The sequence below is a fragment of the Tabrizicola sp. M-4 genome (genome assembly GCF_051132405.1).
In the GTDB taxonomy this organism is placed as follows: domain Bacteria; phylum Pseudomonadota; class Alphaproteobacteria; order Rhodobacterales; family Rhodobacteraceae; genus Paragemmobacter.
In genome coordinates this window covers 1,774,751-1,792,607 of record NZ_CP128606.1, presented here as the reverse complement: position 1 = coordinate 1,792,607, position 17,857 = coordinate 1,774,751, and the positions used below count along the sequence as shown (strand labels likewise).

The following is a 17,857-nucleotide window of genomic DNA, read 5'->3' as shown; positions in this document are numbered from 1 at the left end:
GCATGGCTAGCCGGCCTCCTTCAGGCGGCGGACTTCGGCCCCATAGCCGCCCTGATCCAGCCAGTCCTGCTCTTCCGGCGTGCTGAACCGACCCAGCGCTTCGTTCCGCCCCGGAAAGCGGCCGAAGCGGGCGATCACCGCCTGATGCGCACGGGCATGCAGCGCCATCTCGGGATCCGACGACAGCCGCTCTTCCATCAGGCGCACGGCGGTCGCCTGATCCGCGGGATCTTCCGAATGTTCGAAGGGCATGTAGAAGAATTGCCGCTCGGGTTCCGGGGCATCCATGTCCCATCCCTCTGCCACGGCCCGCCTTGCGGCGGCCAGCGCCAGCGGATCGGTGGCGAAACTCTCGGCACGACCGCGGAACATGTTGCGCGGCAACTGATCGGTCAGGATCAGGAAGGCAAGGCTGCCGACCGTCCCCTCCACCCAATGCTCCAAGCCGCCGTCGCGCGCGGCGGTCCAGATATCCACGAACCTGTCACGGCAGGTGGCATCCAGCACCTCGCCCCCGGCATACCAACCATCGGGTCCCACCTCGTCCAGCCAGAAATCGAGGAGTTCGATCGGGTCCGACATGGCGCTTCCCTCCCTGCTTGAAGGCCGAAGGTGGCAGGGAAAGCCACAGCGCGCAACCGACGATTGCCGGGGCGCGGCCTGCGGCCCTCAGCGATCCTTGTCGATCACCGCCGCCGCCGCGACCGACGAGGCGGTCGGCACGATGAAGGCAGAGGGCGCGGTGCTTTCCGGCGCGGCGCGGCGTGTCATCCGCCAGACGGCATAGCCCGTCAGCGCGACGTAAAGCGCCGAGATGAACAGGAAGAACCCGCCCGCCCCCACCTGCTGCATCAGCCAGCCCGTGACCAGCGGCCCGAAGATCGCCCCGAAGCCGTTCAGGAAGATCATCCCCGCGCTGGCGGCGGCCATGTCATCCTTGGACAGGAAGTCGTTGGTATAGGCGATGAGCAGCGCATAGACCGGGTTGGTGATCCCCCCGAGCAGGAGCGCCGCAACCAGATAGCCCCAGAAGGGCAACGGGAAAAGCCCCGCGATCAGCATCGTCCCGGCGGCGATGCCCGAAAGCGAGGTGATCAGCAGGCGGCGGTCCATCCGGTCCGACAGCCAGCCGATGGGATATTGCAGCACGAGGCCACCCACATAAAGCGCACCCACGAAGATGGAGATGTCGCGCACCGACAGCCCCTCCATCGCGCCCCAGACCGAGGCCATGCCGAACATGGCCGAGAACACCCCCCCGGTCAGCAGCATCCCCGCGCAGCCAAGCGGCGAGATGCGGAACAGCGCGCGGAAGGACAGGGGTTTCGTCGTCTCGAAGGTGGGCGCGGGCGTGGGGGCCAGCAGGATGGGCATGAAGGCCAGCGACACGAGGACGGAAGGAATGACGAATAGCACGAAGCCCGAGGGATCGCCGACGTTCAGGATCGCCTGACTGGCGATGATCCCCACCATCTGCACGATCATATAAGCCGAAAGCGCCTGCCCCCGCGTCTCGTTCGTGGCGGCATTGTTCAACCAGCTTTCGGCGGTGATGTAGATGCCCGAAAAGCAGAACCCGATCAGCACCCGCAACGCCGTCCACACGACCCAGTCGGCGGCGACGGGATAGACGACCAGCACCGCCGAGATCAGCGACCCCAGCGCCGCGAAGACGCGCACATGCCCCACCTTGCGGATCAGCGAGGGCGCGACCTGCGACCCGATCAGGAAACCCGCGAAATAGGCCGACATGACGATGGAGATCTCATAGGTCGAGAATCCCTCGATCGCCCCCCGGATGCCCAGCAGCGTGCCCTGTATCCCGTTCCCCACCATCAGCAGCATCACGCCCAGAAGCAGCGGCCAGGAGGTGGAGATGACGCGGATCATGGGGCACCGAAGCGATGGAATGAAAACAGCATAGCACCCCGCAGGGATGTGCGGGGCCGGAATACGACGCAGGCCGTAGCGCGCCCGTCAGGGAATGAGAAGCGAGGAATCGCCGTAGCTGAAGAAACGATAGCCCTTCGCCACCGCATGGGCATAGATCCGCCGGATGCGCTCTGGCCCCATCAGCGCCGAGACGAGCATCATCAGCGTCGACTTTGGCAGGTGGAAATTCGTCATCAGCGCATCGGTGACGCGGAAGCGATAGCCGGGATAGATGAAGATGTCGGTCGGACCCGTCCAAGGCTGCATCACGCCCTGTTCGTCGGCGGCGGATTCGATCAGGCGCAGCGCGGTGGTGCCCACCGGGATGATGCGGCCCCCTGCCCGTTTCGTCGCGTTGATCTCTGCCGCCGCGCCGGGGGTGATCTGGCCCCATTCGGCATGCATCCTGTGGGTGGTGACGTCCTCCACCTTCACCGGCAGGAAGGTGCCCGCGCCGACATGCAGGGTGACTTCGGTGAACTCCACCCCCTTTGCCGCCAAGGCACGCAAGAGAGCCTCGTCGAAATGCAGCGAAGCGGTGGGCGCGGCCACCGCTCCGGCATGGCGTGCGAAGACCGTCTGGTAATCGGTGGCATCCTGCGCATCCGGCGCCCGTTTCGCGGCGATATAGGGCGGCAGCGGCATCGCCCCCGCCTCGGCCAGAGCCGCGTCGAAATCGTCGCCCAGCAGATTGAAGGTCAGCCGCAACTCCGTCTCGCCCCTCTCGGCCACGGTCGCGGACAGGCGGTCGGAGAAGACGATGACCTCCCCGGCATTCACCTTGCGGAGCGGCTTGGCCAAGGCGCGCCAGCCTTCCGCCGCAGGTTCCAGCAGCGTCACTTCGACCTTGGCCACGGCCTCGCCCCGTCTGCGGTGCCCGGTCAGGCGGGCGGGGATCACCTTGGTATTGTTCAGGATGAGCCGGTCGCCGGGGCGGAAGATGGAGGTCAGGTCATAGACATGCCGGTCCTCGATACCATCCCCTTCGGCCAGAAGCAGGCGGGCATGGGTGCGCGGGCGGGCGGGCCGGGTGGCGATCAGGGCTTCCGGCAGGTCAAAGTCGAAATCGGAAAGCTTCATCCGTCTGGGTTTCCAAGTCTGGGCGGTTCCCCCCGGAACAGGTCGCGGAACATGCCGGGCGTAAATATCGACAGCGGATTGACCGAAACCAGCGCGCGGTCCTTGCTGCCCCGGACCTTGTAGTTGAACCCGAACAGCCCTTCACCGCGCCGTGTCAGGACCGACCCGATGCTGTTCAGGATGTAGATGGGCGACACCACCCCTTGCAAGGCCAGCGCGCCACTTTCCGTGCCATAGACCCCGGCCATCGACACGCCGATGGAATTGCCCACGGCCGAGCCACGCGAAATCTCCACCACATCGGGCGTCAGGATGAAATCCCCCTGCGCCTGCCCGAAGAACAGCCCCTCGCCGTTCAACTGCTCCAATATGCCCACGACCGAGACGGCATTCAGCAGTTCCGCCAGAACCGGCGCATCGACGACGCGGAAGTTGCGGATATCGGCACGCCCGTCATAGCTGCCCCGCTCTGGTCGCGGCACCAGTTGCAGATCAAGCTCCCCCCCCCGCGCCGAGGCAAAGACCCCGGCCGAGGCCAGAACGCCCCCCGCATTGTCCGACCGGATACGGAAGGCCGCGCCGTGGCGCTGCGGCACCACCGTGCCGGTGATCGCGGCACTGTCATTGACCAGCGCCGAGAAACTGCCGTTGAACCCTCCGCGCGAGGTGAACTCGCCCCGGAAGCGCGTCAGGGAAATCGATTCGGTCACGCGCAACCTGTCCAGCGCGATGGTCAGGGGGATGTCGGCCCCCTCGCCATCCGCGCCGTCGCCAGTATCGGCGGGCTTGCGCCGCAGGTCCGCCGTGCCGCCCGTCACCGTCACCGCGACGGACCGCCCCTCGCCCCGGCCCAGCACCTGCACGCTGCCTGTCATCCAGTCGCCCAGTTCCACATTGTCGAAACTGGCCCGCTCCAACTGCCCATCCGGGCGCAGGGTGACGTTGCCCTCGGCCGAAAGCCCCGGCGCGGTCAGGGTCAGGCGGTCGATGCGCGCGGGCCTTCCCAGCGTCGCCGCCACCTCCAGCCGCCCTGTCCCCGCCGCGGGCTTGGTCCATCCCGTGCCGGGAATGGCCAGCGCGATGCGGTTCAGGTCCGACACCAGACGCAGCCGCGCGGGTTCGCCCTTGGGCAGGTCGATGGTGACCGTGCCGGTCCCGCTGCCCTGCGCCAAGGCCTCGGGCAGGCCAAGGCCGAATTCCTCGATCGTGCGGCGCGACAGTTCCACCGTGCCCTCGATGCTGGCGGGCGGGGCCTCCTTGCCGAAGGGCTGCAGGAAGGACACGTCGAAAGGCACTTGCCCGATGGTCCCCGGCCCGGCCACCCGCAGCCCGCGCGGATCGGCCGAAAGCGACAGGTCGGGCGCCGCCACCACCTTGCCCAGAACCAGCCTTTCGCTGCGGAAATCCGTCACCCTGCCCGAAACCGAAAAGACCACATCCTCGGCCGTCAGGCGCGGCAGCAGCGGAAAGCGCAGCGTCGCCTCCAGCCGCGCCTGCCCGTCGCCCAGTTCGACCTCGCGCCCCGCCTTGGCCAGAAAACCGAAGGGCGGTTCGTCCAGCAGCGACAGCGCCGCCGTCAGGCTGGAAGAGGTGCGCAACTGCACCTCGGCCTGCGACGGGCGCTTGGTGATGTCCAGCACCGAAAAGACCGACCCCGCCATGTCGATCACCCCGCCCTTGGGGGGCGTGACCGATCCCTTGCTGACCACCATCGTATAGGTCATCCCTTCGATCGTGGCATAACCGTCGGCCGCGCGGATCGGCGGCAGCGTGCGTAGGAAACGGACGTCCGCCCCGAAGAAATCATAACCCAGCGACAGCACCGGCTCCTTCCCCGGCGCGATGCGCAGCGCGGCCTGCACGTCCTTCAGCGTGCCTTCCAGAACGTTCGCCTCCAGCCATTCCCGCGTGCGCGCCACAAGGTTTACGGGCCACAGCGCCAGCAGTTCCGTGTGGTCGATACTGTCCAACGCCAGATCGACGGCGGCAGTCCATCCGCCTTCGCCCGCGCTGATCTGCCCCTTGGCCGAAAGGCGACGCCCCGCTTCCACCAGCGCCACCTGCCCTATGTCGATGCGGAAGGGATCGACTGTCAGCCGCAGGTCCAGCGCGCCCTCACTGAAGCGCACGGGCTGCACGAACAGCCCCGCCGGATCGACCTGCATCTCGGAAATGTGGATCTGGCTGAGGAAGGCCTCGGGCAGCCTTGCGCCAAGAGGGCCAGTCAGGATCGCGCCGCCGGCATCGGTCAGGTACGAATGCCCCGATGCCTTCAGCCGGAGCGTGGCGCTTTCGACGGTCACGTCGGTCAGGTTCACGCGGCCCTTTTCGGGATCATAGCCCAGCGTCATCTCGGCCCGGTCGAAGGAAATTGGCACCGCCGCCTCGGTCGGGCGCAGCGCTCCGGCCCCGAAGGAAAGCGCGGCCTCCATCCCCGTGATCCCCTCGGCGGCCAGAGTCGCCGACACCTGCCCTGAGATCGGCGCATCCGCCGCGCCAAGGGGGCCGAGCGGCGGGACCATCGCGGCAAGGTCGGCGGCGGCGATGCGGTCCACCGTGGCGCTGATGCGCGCGCTATCCTCGCCCTTGCGGGTGATGGCGGTCACTTGCGCCTGTGCCGGTGCGCCGCCCTGCCCCATCAGGGTCAGCCCCGCTTCGGCGCGCAATTCATCCGGCAGGTTCTCCAGCCGCAGCCGCCCGTCACCCAGTTCCCAGACCCGCCCGCTGCGCTGATCCGTCAGGGTCAGCGTCAGCGCATCCGCCTCCACCCGCTGCAGATCGGCAAGCGCCGGGGCCGCAAAGGCCCTGTCGATGGCCGCGAAAAGCGCGGCAAGGCTGTCCACCTGCAACGCGCCCTGCCCGCCGAACACCAGATCCAGCCGCCCGTCGCGATCCCGCGTCAGGTCGATCCGCGCGCCGGACAGGCGCAGGCTGCGCGCCCGAAGCTGCCCGCTGCGCAGGGCATCGGCGGAAAAGGCGATCCGCGCCTCGGGCAGGATCAGGGTCGGCGTGCCCTCCCGGTTCAGCAGCCGCAGGTCATCCAGCCGCAGGCGGAGGACCCACTCCTCGTCCACCTCCAGTTCCACCGAACCGATGGCCAGCGCACTTTCGGGAAAGGCGGGCCCCAGCGCGCGGTTCAGCCGTGCCTCTGCCTCGGCCACGGCCCAGACCGGAAGCCGCAGATGCGCCCCCGTCAGACCGAGAAGCGCAAATCCACCGCCGAACAGCACAAGGATCAGGGCAAGGAGGCCGAACAGGCCATTGCGCAGCGCCCGCCGCCGCGGCGGTGCCGCGCCCGCGGCAGGCCCCTGCGGCCCGCTGCTTTCCTGCCCGATATCGGCCACCTCGCGCAATCCCTCCGTCGCGTGCCGCGCTGCCACCACCGCGACATCCTGCGGCGGGATTGCCTTTATCTTCCCCCGAAGGCAACTAGAACGCAAAGGATTGATCCTCACAAGGCAAGGAGCCGCACATGATCACCGCAGGCGCGACCGCCCCCGATTTCACCCTGCCGCGCGATGGCGGGACGGATGTCACCCTCTCCGCCTTCCGTCCCGGCAAGGTCGTCCTTTACTTCTACCCCAAGGACGATACCCCCGGCTGCACGCTGGAAGCGCAGGATTTCACCGCCCGTCTGGCCGAATTCACCGCCGCCGGAACAACCGTGATCGGCGTCAGCAAAGACAGCGTGAAAGCGCATGACAAGTTCTGCAAGAAGCATGGTCTTGGCGTCATCCTCGCCAGCGACGAGAACGGCCACACCTGCGAAGACTACGGCGTCTGGGTGGAAAAGAGCATGTACGGCAAGACCTATATGGGCGTCGAACGCACCACCGTCCTGATCGATGGCACGGGCAAGGTGGCGCAGGTCTGGAACAAGGTCTCGGTCAAGGGTCATGCCGACGAGGTTCTGGCCGCCGCCAAGGCGCTCTGATGCAAACGCTGGCCGATATGGCGGTGGAGGTTCTGACCACCGCCGACGGGCGCGCCAAGACGGCGCTGGGTCGTCGTCATGCGGCGGCGTGGTTTGCCGCGCGTGCTGCGGGCGCGCCCCTGCCCATCGGGCAGGCGGAACCGCCCCTGCGCCCCGCCCGTCCGGCCAAGCCCGATCTGCTTGACCCCCGCGACGTGCCGCGCCGCAGGCCCGGCACGCCCGCCGGGCGCATCGCGCTGCTGCATGCGGTGGGGCATATCGAACTCAACGCCGTCGATCTGCATTGGGACATCATCGCCCGTTTCACCGCCCATCCGATGCCCTTGGGATTCTATGACGACTGGGTGAAGGCCGCCGATGAGGAGGCCAAGCATTTCAACCTGATCTGCGACTGTCTGGAGGCGATGGGGAGCCACTACGGCGCCCTGCCCGCCCATGCCGGGATGTGGCGCGCCGCCGAGGATACGGCGGATGACCTGCTCGGACGCCTTGCCGTGGTGCCCATGGTGCTGGAGGCGCGGGGGCTGGATGTGACGCCGGGCATGATCGACATCTTCCGCAAGGCGGGCGAGACGGGCCCCATCGCCGCGCTGGAAACCATCTATGCCGAAGAGGTGGGACATGTCGCCTATGGGTCGAAATGGTTCAACTGGCTGTGCGGGCGCGAGGGGCTGGACCCCAAGGAGGTCTTCCACGATCTGGTGCGCAGGTATTTCCACAGCACGCTGAAGCCCCCGTTCAACGAGGAAAAGCGCGCCGAGGCGGGTCTCCCGCCCGATTTCTACTGGCCGCTGACCGAAGGGGCCGGGGCCTGAAACGGGCCCATCGGCGGGATTTTGCCGACATTCGGCGGATTCCGCGCCCATTTTCCACCCATCCGGTCAAATCGGTTGCGAGGTGGGAACGCGCTGGCTAATCAGAAGGCGCCTCCGCTTGGGAGCTTTTCGCCCGTCCTTTTCAGCAACGTACGGAACCCCACCAAGTGCTGACGCATGCCGCCTACCGGATCAACGCCACGCTCGAGCGTTATCTCCCCGAACAGCGCCTATTCCTCCGTTCCGATACCGATACCCGATTCATCCGCCTTCGCCCGGTAACCCAGCTTGTCGCGATCTGCGGCGCCTCGATGTTCGTGGCATGGACGATCGTCGCCACCGCGATCCTGATGATGGACAGCATCGGCGCCGGTTCGTCGCGCGAACAGGCGCAGCGCCAGCAGGCGATGTATGTCGAACGGCTCAACCTGCTCTCTGCCGACCGCGATCTGCGCGCAGAAGAAGCGGCCCGGGCGCAGGAACGTTTCAACCTCGCCCTCGAACAGGTTGCCGCGATGCAGGAACGCCTCCTCGCCTCCGAAGACCGCCGGCGGGAACTGGAAACGGGCATCGAAGTCATCCAGTCGACCCTGCGCCGCACCATCCAGGAACGCGACGAGGCGCGCGGCAAGGCCGAAGAGGCGACGCTGGCACTGGCCGAAACCACCGGCTCCACCCGGAGCGACGAGGGCCGCGCGCGCGATACCGTGGCCACGCTGGCCATCCTGACCGACGCGCTGGGATCGGCTGCGCAGGAACGCGACCTGATGGAAGGCGCCGCCGCCAAGGCCGCCGAACGCGCCGACGAAATCCTTGCCGAAAAGCGCGCGCTGCAACGCCAGAACGACGAGATTTTCGCCCGCCTCGAAGAGGCCGTGACCGTTTCGATGGAACCGCTGGACAAGATGTTCCGCGATGCGGGGCTGTCGCCCGACGACCTGATCGAAACCGTGCGCAAGGGCTATTCCGGCATGGGTGGGCCACTGACGACCACGCTCTCCACCTCGGGTGCCATATCCTCGCCCGACCTGACGCGCGCCAATGAGGTGCTTCAGGGCCTCGACCGGATGAACATGTATCGCATCGCGGCCTTCAAGGCCCCCTTCGCGATGCCCGTGAACACGCCCGTCCGCTATACCAGCGGCTTCGGTGGCCGGAACGACCCCTTCGGTCGCGGTTTCCGCCGGCATGAGGGGCAGGATCTGGCCGGTGCCTACGGTGCGCCCATCCTTGCCACCGCCGACGGCGTCGTGACCTATGCCGGATGGGAAAGCGGCTATGGCCGTCTCGTGAAGATCCGCCACGACTTCGGGATCGAGACGCGCTACGCCCACATGTCGCAAATCCGCGTCAACGTGGGCGATCGGGTATCGCGCGGGGACCGGATCGGTGATATGGGCAATTCTGGACGCTCCACGGGAACGCATCTTCATTACGAGATCCGTATCGGGGGCGAGGCAATCAACCCGATGACCTTCATAAAGGCAGCGAGAAATGTTTTCTAAGAGCCGAATCAACGAGCCGGGCCCGAAGCAGGCCGATGCGGATAAGCCCAAGGCACCGGAGACCAGCGTGACCAAACCCAGCACGGATTATGCGCCCGCGGCCCCCAAGGGCAAGGCGGCGGCTTCGGTTCTTTCCTCCGACCTCACGGTGGTCGGCAACCTGCGCACCACCGGCGACATTCAGGTGGAAGGCACTGTCGAGGGCGATATCCGCGCCCATCTCCTGACCGTGGGCGAAAGCGCCACGATCCGGGGGGAGATCGTCGCCGACGACATCGTGGTGAATGGCCGCGTCATCGGCCGCGTGCGCGGCCTGAAGGTGCGCCTCACCTCCACCGCCCGGGTCGAGGGCGACATCATCCACAAGACCATCGCCATCGAAAGCGGCGCGCATTTCGAAGGCTCGGTCCAGCGTCAGGACGACCCGCTTGCGCAGGGCCGTCCCTCCATGGCCAGCGCCGCACCCGCCGCGCCGACGCCCAAGCCGGAAGAACCCTGATCCTGTTCCCCTTCGCGGGACATGTCGCAGGGGCGCCCACCGGGCGCCCCTTTCATATTCAGCCCCAGGCGATGGCGCGGCGGTACAGATGCCATGACGCATGGCCCAGCACGGGCAGCACGACGAACAGCCCCAGAAAGCCGGGCAGCATGCCCACGAAGAGCAGCACCGCAATGAAGGCCCCCCAGCCCAACATGATGACCGGGTTCTCGCGCACCAGCGCCAGTGAGGTCAGCATCGCGGTGACGAAATCCACCTCCCGGTCATCCAGCAGCATCGGCAGGCTTACCACCGTCAGCGCATAGAGCAACGTCGCGAAGACCGCGCCCACCGCCGTGCCGAAGGCCAGCATCATCATCCCCTCGGGTGTCAGGAACACCGCCAGCGATGACGAGACGTTGGTCATCGTGGCCTTCCCAAGGAACAGCGCAAAGATCATGTGCGACAGGAAATTCCAGAACAGGAAAAAGACCACGATCACCGCCGCCATCGACGGGATCTGCCGATCCTTCTGCCGCAGCACCGCGCCAAGGATTTCCGACAGCACCATCCCCTGCCCCGCCTCGCGCCTCCGGCTGATCTCGTACAGGCCGCAGGCGATGAAGGGGCCAAGGATCGGAAACCCGGCCGCGGCGGGGAGCGTCCACCACATCTGCCCCTTGGCCGTGAAAGCAAAGGTCAACAGCCACCCCCCCGCCACATAGACGCTGGCAAAGAAGGCCCCATAGGCCGGATGCGCCACGAAATCCCGCCACCCCTCGCGCAGCGCATGGCGCAGATCGCCCGCATCCAGCGAAAGCACCTCCGGCAGCGCCGCAGGTGGCGCGCCTGTCTGATCGGTCATCCTTCCCTCCCGTTTTTCCGCAAGGGTAAAACGCGGGGCAAGCGCCTTGAAAGATGTATTTGCGATGCCGCCTTAATCCTCGGCGGTGGCCTCGGCCCGCGACTTGCCCGCCACGTCCATGGCCAGAGTTGCCGCCATGAAGCGATCCAGATCGCCATCCAGCACGCCCTGCGTGTCGGAGGTTTCCACCCCCGTCCGCAGATCCTTCACCATCTGATAGGGCTGCAACACATAGGACCGGATCTGGTTCCCCCATCCCGCCTCGCCCTTGGCGGCGTGCTGGGCGTTGATCTCGGCGTTCCGCTTGTCCAGTTCCATCTGGTAAAGCCGCGACTTCAGCGCGTTCATCGCGATCTCGCGGTTCTGGTGCTGTGACTTCATCGACGAGGTCACGACGATCCCCGTCGGCAGGTGGGTGATCCGCACCGCCGAGTCGGTGGTGTTCACGTGCTGCCCGCCTGCGCCGGAAGAGCGATAGGTGTCGATGCGGATCTCGCTGTCCGGCACCACGATCTCGATATTGTCATCCACCACCGGATAGACCCAGACGGAACAGAAGGACGTGTGCCGCCGCGCCGCCGAGTCATAGGGCGAAATCCGCACCAACCGATGCACGCCCGATTCCGATTTCAGCCAGCCATAGGCGTTCTGCCCCGTAATCTTGTAGGCCGCCGACCGGATGCCCGCCTCTTCGCCCGCGGTTTCCGACTGCAACTCGACCTTGTAACCCTTCTTCTCGGCCCAGCGGACATACATCCGCGCCAGCATCGACGCCCAGTCACAGCTTTCCGTGCCCCCGGCACCGGCGTTGATTTCAAGGAAGGTGTCGTTGCCATCCGCCTCGCCGTCCAGCAGCGCCTCAAGCTCCTTCGCGGCGGCCACCTCGACCAGACCGCGCAGGGCGGCCTCTGCCTCGGCGACGATCTCCTGATCGCCCTCGGCCTCGCCCAGTTCGATAAGTTCCACATTGTCGCGCAGCCCGCTTTCGATCATCCGGTAGGTCGACACGGAATCCAGCAACGCCTGCCGCTCGCGCATCAGTTTCTGCGCCTTTGCCGGATCGTTCCACAGATCCGGCGCCTCGATCATAGCATCGAATTCCTCAAGGCGGTGGGGCGCCGTCTCCCAATCCATCCGCTGCGCAAGCAGTTTCAGCGACTTGGAAATCGCATCGACATTGTTCTGCGTCTCAGAGCGCATGGGCGTTTCGTCCTGTCTGTGGCACGGAAATCAGGTGTTGCGCGGGGTGTAGCGTGACCGGGCGCGGCGGGCAAGGCCCGCCCCCGCGCGCCCGGTCGGGCTAGTAAAGCCCCCCGGCGGAAAGCGTGCCGAAATCGGCCTTCTCCGGCAGGACGGCGGTTTCCCCGGTGGCGGTGGTCACCGTCGTCTCGCCCCCGCCATCCACCTCGCCATAGGCAAAGAGCGGCAGGTTCGACCCCATGGCAAAGCCGCCATCGACCATCATGTCCAGACCGATGATCCCGTCTACATCGTTGCGGAAATACTCCACCTGCACATTCGGGCCCGAGGCATCATCCGGCAGCAGCGCGCCGCTGAAACGGTCCAGCTTCACCCAGCGCCCGCCTTCCGGCACGCGGAACTCCGTCCCGCCGAAACGCTCCACCGCCTTCTGCATGAACTCCTGGAACACCGGCGCGCAGAGACCGCCCCCCGAAGCCCCCGACCCAAGGCTGCGCGGCTGGTCATAGCCCATATAGCAGCCCGCCACGATGTTCGAGGTATAGCCGATGAACCACACATCCTTGGCGTCGTTCGTGGTGCCCGTCTTGCCCGCCACCGGCACCGGCAGGTTCACCGCCCGCGCCGCCGTGCCGCGATCCACCACGCCCTCCATCATCGACGTCAGCTGATAGGCGGTGATGGCATCCATCACCCGCTCCCGCTCGGACCGGATGGTCACGCCCTGCCCTGCGGGCAGACTGGCCGTGGCGCAATCCTCGCAGATGCGCTGGTCGTGGCGATAGATCGTCCGCCCGAACCGGTCCTGCACGCGGTCCACCAGCGTTGGCTCCACCCGCTCGCCGCCATTGGCGAACATCGCATAGGCGGCCACCATCTTGAACAGCGTCGTTTCCTGCGCACCCAGCGCATTGGCGAGGAAGGGCCGCATCGGGTTGTAGACCCCGAACCGTTCGGCATAAAGCGCGACCGTCTCCATCCCGATCTCCTGCGCGATCCGCACCGTCATCAGGTTCCGCGACTGTTCGATCCCCGTCCGCACCGGGGTGGGGCCGTAGAATTTGTTCGACGCGTTCTTCGGCGTCCACAGCCCCTCGGCCGTCTCCACCTCGATGGGCGCGTCCACCACGATCGTGCCGGGGGTGAACCCGTTGTCCAGCGCCGCCGCAAAGACGAAGGGCTTGAAGCTGGACCCCGGCTGCCGCGTCGCCTGCGTGGCGCGGTTGAAGACCGAATCCTGATACGAGAACCCGCCCTGCATCGCGATCACGCGCCCCGTGAAGACGTCCATCGCCATGAACCCGCCCTGCACCTCGGGCACCTGCCGCAGCGACCAGCGCAGGAAACTGCCATCCGCGTCCGACGTCACCGCCCGCACCAGAACCACATCGCCCACCGACACCAGATCCCCGGCGCTGCGGGCCTTGGGGCCGGTCGATCCATCGGCATTGCGCTTGCGCGCCCATGTCACATCCTCGGCGGGGATCCAGTGGCCATCCTCGTCATCTTCCACCCCCTCGATGCCGATCCGGGCGTCATTCTCGCCCACCTCCAGCACCACCGCAGGCTTCCACCCTGCGATGTCGCGCGGCACTTCCACCTCGGCCAGCGCAGGCCGCCAGTCGCCAAGCTGTTCCGCCGTCAGAACCTTGCCCGTCCCGCGCCAGATGCCAAGGCCGCGGTCGAACCGCTCCAGCCCGTCGCGCAGCGCCTTGGCCGCCACATCCTGCAATTCCGGATCGACCGTCGCGCGGATCGACAGCCCGCCGCCGAAGAACTCCGCCTCGCCGAAGGTGGTGGAAAGCTGGCGGCGGATCTCGTCGGTGAAATAGCTGCGCGGCGGCAGCGCCTCGCGGAAGGCGGGGTAATCGCCGTTCTGCACTGTCAGAAGCGGCTTCTCCGCCTCGGCCCGCGCCTCGTCGCGGGTGATGTAACCATCCTCCGCCATCCGGTTCAGCACATAGGCCCGCCGTTCAAGGGCGCGCTCCTTGTTGCGCACGGGGTGCATCTCGGACGGGGCCTTGGGCAGCGTCGCCAGATAGGCCGCCTCGCCGGGGGTCAGCGCGGAAAGCGGCTTGTTGAAATAGGTCTGCGCCGCCGCCGCCACGCCATAGCTGTTCTGCCCAAGGAAGATCTCGTTCAGGTAAAGCTCAAGGATCTTGTCCTTCGACAGCGTCTCTTCCAGCCGCGAGGCAAGGATGATCTCCTTGATCTTGCGCTCCCCCGTCCGATCGCCCGAAAGCAGGAAGTTCTTCATCACCTGCTGCGTGATGGTCGAGGCCCCGCGCAACTCCTGCCCCCGGCTGATCACCGCGTCACGGAAGGCCGCCGCCATGCCTGTCACGTCATAGCCGTGATGGGTGTAGAAATTCTTGTCCTCGGCGCTGATGAAGGCATGCTTCACCACATCGGGGATATCCTCGATCGGCACGAACAGGCGGCGTTCCTGTGCGAATTCGTCGATGATCCGCCCCTCGCCCGAATAGATCCGGCTAATCGTCGGGGGGGCATATTGCGCAAGGCTCTCATGGCTGGGCAAGTCACGGGAATACATGTAGAAAATCCCGCCCACCGTCAGCGCGGCAAACAGGATGCCCAGCGTGACCGCCGTGAAGATGGCCCCGAAGAAGGATCCGATGAACCTGAGCACGCGCGCGTTTCCCGATGCCGATGCGACTATCCCGCGCTTATACACGCGCCGGGGGTGAAAGGTCAAAACGATGGCGTGAGGCGGCCGCGCGGGCGGGCGGCATCACGCCGCCTCATTCCTTGCGCAGCGCCGACAGCGCCGCATCCTCCGCCGCCCAAGCCTTCAACGCGCCCCGGATCGCCTCGGCCATCTTCGCCCGCCATTCCGCATCCAATATCCGCTCCAGATCCGAGGCAGAGGACAGGAACCCCAACTCGATCAGGACCGATGGAATGTCGGGCGATTTCAGCACCGAGAACCCCGCCTGCTGGATCGGGTGGCGGTGCATCTTCAACCCCGCCGCATCGATGGATTGCCGCAGCGCCAGCGCCAGCCGGTCCACCCTTGGCCGCGTCTCCGTCCGCGCCATGTCCATCAGGACGGTCGCCACCACATCATCCTGTTCCGAAAGATCCACACCCGCCAGCAGATCGTCCCGCTCGTGCCGTTCCGCCAGCGCCCGCGCGGCCTCGTCCGTGGCATCCTCGGCCAGCGTATAGATCGTGGCCCCCACCGCCTCGCCCTCGGCCAGCGCATCGGCATGCAGCGACAGGAAAACATCCGCCCCCGCCGCCCGCGCGAAGGAAATGCGCGTTTCCAGCGGCACGAAGACATCCTCCTCGCGCGTCATCACGATCTGGAACCCGCCATCCCGGAGCAAAAGCTCCTTCAACTCCCGCGCGAAAAGCAGCATCAGTTCCGCCTCGGTATGCCCATCCCGCTCGGCACCCGGATCGATGCCGCCATGGCCGGGGTCAAGCACCACCTTCAACGGCCCCTCGCCACGCATGAGGGGTGCAGCCATCTCTGCCGCCTCGGGCAAAACCCATTCCGCAGGTTCGGGCAGCGCCGCCTGTTCGGCAAATCCCTTGGGCGTCGCGGGCATCAGCCGCACCTCCACCACCGCGCCCTGCCCCGTCTCCATTGCCGCGGTCTTCACCACCATCGGCGCATCCAGCATCAGCACCAGCCGCGACCAGCCGGGCCGGAACCCGCCCGCCCGCAACTCCGTCACGCGCGCGCTGTCTTCGGGCATCGCGGCGACGCCGGACCAATCCACCTCGCGGAAATCCAGAACCACCCGCCGCGGCTCATCCAGCAGCCGCACCCGCCATGGCACCGGCTGGCTCAGCGCCAGCCGAACGGCCAGCACCTCGCCCTCGTCGCGGATCGACGATTGTTCCGCCTCCAGCCGCGCCAGCGCAGAAAGCTCTTGGGCGGGGGCGGGCGCAGGGGCGGCAAGGGCTGAAACCACCAGCGCAATCAAGGCCACCAAGAACGCACGCATGCCCTGCCCCCCGTCGGAATTGCCCGCACTATCCGGCACTTGCCCGCGCTTGTCCATGCACAGGCCCGTCAGCCGCGCCGCGCCGCCATGTAGGCCTGCAATCGCCGCAGCCCCTCTTCGATATCCGCCGTGGCGCGGGCATAGGAAAACCGCAAGGTTCGCCCTCCGCGATGCGGATCGAAATCAAGGCCCGGCGTCACCGCCACCCCCGCCTGTTCCAATATCTCCGCCGCGAAGGACAGGCTGTCGCCCGTCAGATCCGACACATCGGCATAGATGTAGAAGGCCCCGTCCGGAGGCGCGATCCGGGTGAAGCCCGCCTTCGGCAACCCCTCCAGCATCAACTGCCGGTTCCGGGCATACACGGCACGGTTCGCCTCCAGTTCCTCCACCGCCTCCAGCGCGGCCAGAGCGGCGATCTGGCTGGCATGGGGCGGGCAGATGAACAGGTTCTGCGCCAGCCGCTCCACCGTGCGCACCTGCGCCTCGGGCACCACCATCCAGCCCACGCGCCACCCCGTCATCGAGAAATACTTGGAGAAGGAATTGACGACAAAGACCTCGTCCGAAATCTCCAGTGCCGAAACCGCCCGCTCGCCGTAATGCAGCCCGTGATAGATCTCGTCCGAGATGAAGGCGATCCCCCGCGCCTCCGCCGCCGCCATCAGCGCCGCCAGATGCGGGCGCGACAGCATCGTCCCCGACGGGTTCCCCGGCGAGGCCACGATCAGCCCCTCCATCTCCACCCCGTCCAGATCGGTGGGCACGGGCTGCAGCCGGTTCGCCTCCGACGTGGGCAGCCCGACGGGGGTCAGGGACAGCGCCCGCAGGATCTGGCGATAGCTGGGATAGCCCGGCTCGCCCAGCCCCACCCGGTCCCCCGCATCGAACAGCGCGGTGAAGGCCAGAAGGAAGGCGCCCGACGACCCATTGGTGACGATCACCCGATCCGGGTTCAGCTCCACCCCGTACCAGCGCCGATACAGTCCCGCGATCCCCGCCCGCAAGTCCGGCAACCCCAACGCGACGGTATATCCCAGCGCATCCGCCTCCATCGCCCGCGCCAGCGCCTGCCGCGCCAAGGCGGGCGCGGGCGTGCCCGGTTGGCCCACCTCCATATGGATGATCGACCGCCCCGCCGCCTCCAACCGCCGCGCCGCCTCCACCACATCCATCACGATGAAGGGATCGACCTGCCCGCGCCTTGAATTCCGCATCCCAGCCCCCTTAAGGTGTCGCCCATGCTCTGTCGCCTCTGGCAACGGAGGTCAAGCCAATGCCCGACACGGGCCCTGAACGGAGCCGCCATGCGCCGCCTTCTCGCCGGAACCGCCCTCACCCTCGCCACCGCGCTTCCCGTCATGGCCGAGGGCCTGACCAACATGACCGATGCCGAACGCGAGGTCTTCCGCGCCGAGGTGCGGGCCTATCTCCTCGACAATCCCGAAGTGCTGATCGAGGTGATGAACGAACTGGAACTGCGCGATCAGGCCGCCGCCGCCGAACGCGACAAGCAGATCCTCGCCGAACAATCCGCGGCGATCTTCGAGGACCCGGCCTCTTGGGTGGGCGGCAATCCCGAAGGCGACATCACCGTCGTCGAATTCCTCGACTACCGCTGCGGCTATTGCCGCAAGGCATGGCAAGAGGTGGATCAACTGGTAGAAGGCGATGGCAACATCCGCTTCGTCATCAAGGAATTCCCCATCCTTGGCGAACAATCCGTGCTGTCGTCCCGCTTCGCCATCGCGGTCCTGCAACTCCACGGGAACGCGGCCTACAAGCAGGCCCATGACGCGCTCCTCTCGCTGCGCGCCGACGCCACGCCCGAGGCGTTGGAACGCGTTGCCGCCGATCTGGGCCTTGACGCCGCCCCCCTTATGGAACGGATGAACGCGCCCGAGGTGACCAAGGTCATCGAAGACAATCACCGCCTCGCCCAGATCATGGAGGTGAGCGGCACCCCCACCTTCGTCGTGGGCGGCACCATGGTGCGCGGCTATGTCCCGCTCGAGGCGATGCAGCAGATTGTCGACGAACAGCGCAAGGCGAAGGAGGGGTAAGCCCCTCC

At 66.7% G+C, this 17,857-nt stretch carries 14 protein-coding genes; 5 read left to right on the top strand and 9 right to left on the bottom strand.

Annotation, left to right across the window (positions count from 1 at the left end):
* Window positions 1-6 precede the first annotated feature (6 nt).
* From TabM4_RS08620 to TabM4_RS08605, 4 genes are all read right to left on the bottom strand, one after another.
* A complete protein-coding gene (locus tag TabM4_RS08620) occupies window positions 7-582 on the bottom strand; it encodes a DUF924 family protein (protein WP_434621212.1) in 576 nt (191 codons plus the stop codon).
* 87 nt (window positions 583-669) lie between these two features.
* A complete protein-coding gene (locus tag TabM4_RS08615; protein ID WP_434621209.1) occupies window positions 670-1,890 on the bottom strand; it encodes an MFS transporter in 1,221 nt (406 codons plus the stop codon).
* Between the two features lie 87 nt (window positions 1,891-1,977).
* Window positions 1,978-3,012, bottom strand: a complete 1,035-nt coding sequence (gene queA, locus TabM4_RS08610) for a tRNA preQ1(34) S-adenosylmethionine ribosyltransferase-isomerase QueA (RefSeq protein ID WP_434621206.1) — start codon at window positions 3,010-3,012, stop codon at window positions 1,978-1,980.
* Window positions 3,009-6,392 (bottom strand): AsmA-like C-terminal region-containing protein, encoded by a 3,384-nt coding sequence (locus TabM4_RS08605; RefSeq protein WP_434621203.1) that lies wholly within the window; start codon window positions 6,390-6,392, stop codon window positions 3,009-3,011. The genes queA and TabM4_RS08605 overlap by 4 nt, the downstream gene beginning before the upstream one ends.
* Before the next feature lie 92 nt (window positions 6,393-6,484).
* On the opposite strand from TabM4_RS08605, the gene TabM4_RS08600 reads away from it, so the two are divergent.
* From TabM4_RS08600 to TabM4_RS08585, 4 genes are all read left to right on the top strand, one after another.
* Window positions 6,485-6,946: a peroxiredoxin gene (locus TabM4_RS08600; RefSeq protein ID WP_434621200.1), complete on the top strand. Its 462-nt coding sequence runs from the start codon at window positions 6,485-6,487 to the stop codon at window positions 6,944-6,946.
* Window positions 6,946-7,761, top strand: a complete 816-nt coding sequence (locus tag TabM4_RS08595) for a ferritin-like domain-containing protein (protein ID WP_434621197.1) — start codon at window positions 6,946-6,948, stop codon at window positions 7,759-7,761. Before TabM4_RS08600 ends, TabM4_RS08595 begins: the two co-directional genes overlap by 1 nt.
* Before the next feature lie 167 nt (window positions 7,762-7,928).
* A complete protein-coding gene (locus TabM4_RS08590) occupies window positions 7,929-9,266 on the top strand; it encodes a DUF5930 domain-containing protein (protein WP_434621194.1) in 1,338 nt (445 codons plus the stop codon).
* Window positions 9,256-9,765: a bactofilin family protein gene (locus TabM4_RS08585; protein ID WP_434621191.1), complete on the top strand. Its 510-nt coding sequence runs from the start codon at window positions 9,256-9,258 to the stop codon at window positions 9,763-9,765. Before TabM4_RS08590 ends, TabM4_RS08585 begins: the two co-directional genes overlap by 11 nt.
* 58 nt (window positions 9,766-9,823) lie before the next feature.
* Here TabM4_RS08585 and TabM4_RS08580 read toward each other — a convergent pair whose 3' ends face one another.
* The 5 genes from TabM4_RS08580 to TabM4_RS08560 form a co-directional block, all read right to left on the bottom strand.
* Entirely contained in the window at window positions 9,824-10,609 is a 786-nt protein-coding gene (locus tag TabM4_RS08580; protein WP_434621188.1) for a DUF2189 domain-containing protein, read from the bottom strand.
* Window positions 10,610-10,681: 72 nt separating this feature from the next.
* On the bottom strand, window positions 10,682-11,809 hold the full coding sequence (prfB, locus tag TabM4_RS08575) for a peptide chain release factor 2 (protein WP_434621185.1): 1,128 nt from the start codon (window positions 11,807-11,809) through the stop codon (window positions 10,682-10,684).
* Between the two features lie 100 nt (window positions 11,810-11,909).
* Window positions 11,910-14,459, bottom strand: coding sequence for a penicillin-binding protein 1A (locus TabM4_RS08570; RefSeq protein WP_434621182.1), 2,550 nt, complete (start codon window positions 14,457-14,459; stop codon window positions 11,910-11,912).
* A 112-nt stretch (window positions 14,460-14,571) separates the two neighbouring features.
* Window positions 14,572-15,786 carry an N-acetylmuramoyl-L-alanine amidase gene (locus TabM4_RS08565; RefSeq protein WP_434621179.1) on the bottom strand — a complete coding sequence of 405 codons (1,215 nt, stop codon included), beginning with the start codon at window positions 15,784-15,786 and terminating at the stop codon, window positions 14,572-14,574.
* Window positions 15,787-15,854: 68 nt separating this feature from the next.
* Window positions 15,855-17,003, bottom strand: a complete 1,149-nt coding sequence (locus tag TabM4_RS08560; protein WP_434621176.1) for an aminotransferase class I/II-fold pyridoxal phosphate-dependent enzyme — start codon at window positions 17,001-17,003, stop codon at window positions 15,855-15,857.
* 90 nt (window positions 17,004-17,093) lie between these two features.
* On the opposite strand from TabM4_RS08560, the gene TabM4_RS08555 reads away from it, so the two are divergent.
* Window positions 17,094-17,849 carry a DsbA family protein gene (locus tag TabM4_RS08555; protein ID WP_434621173.1) on the top strand — a complete coding sequence of 252 codons (756 nt, stop codon included), beginning with the start codon at window positions 17,094-17,096 and terminating at the stop codon, window positions 17,847-17,849.
* Window positions 17,850-17,857 lie beyond the last annotated feature (8 nt).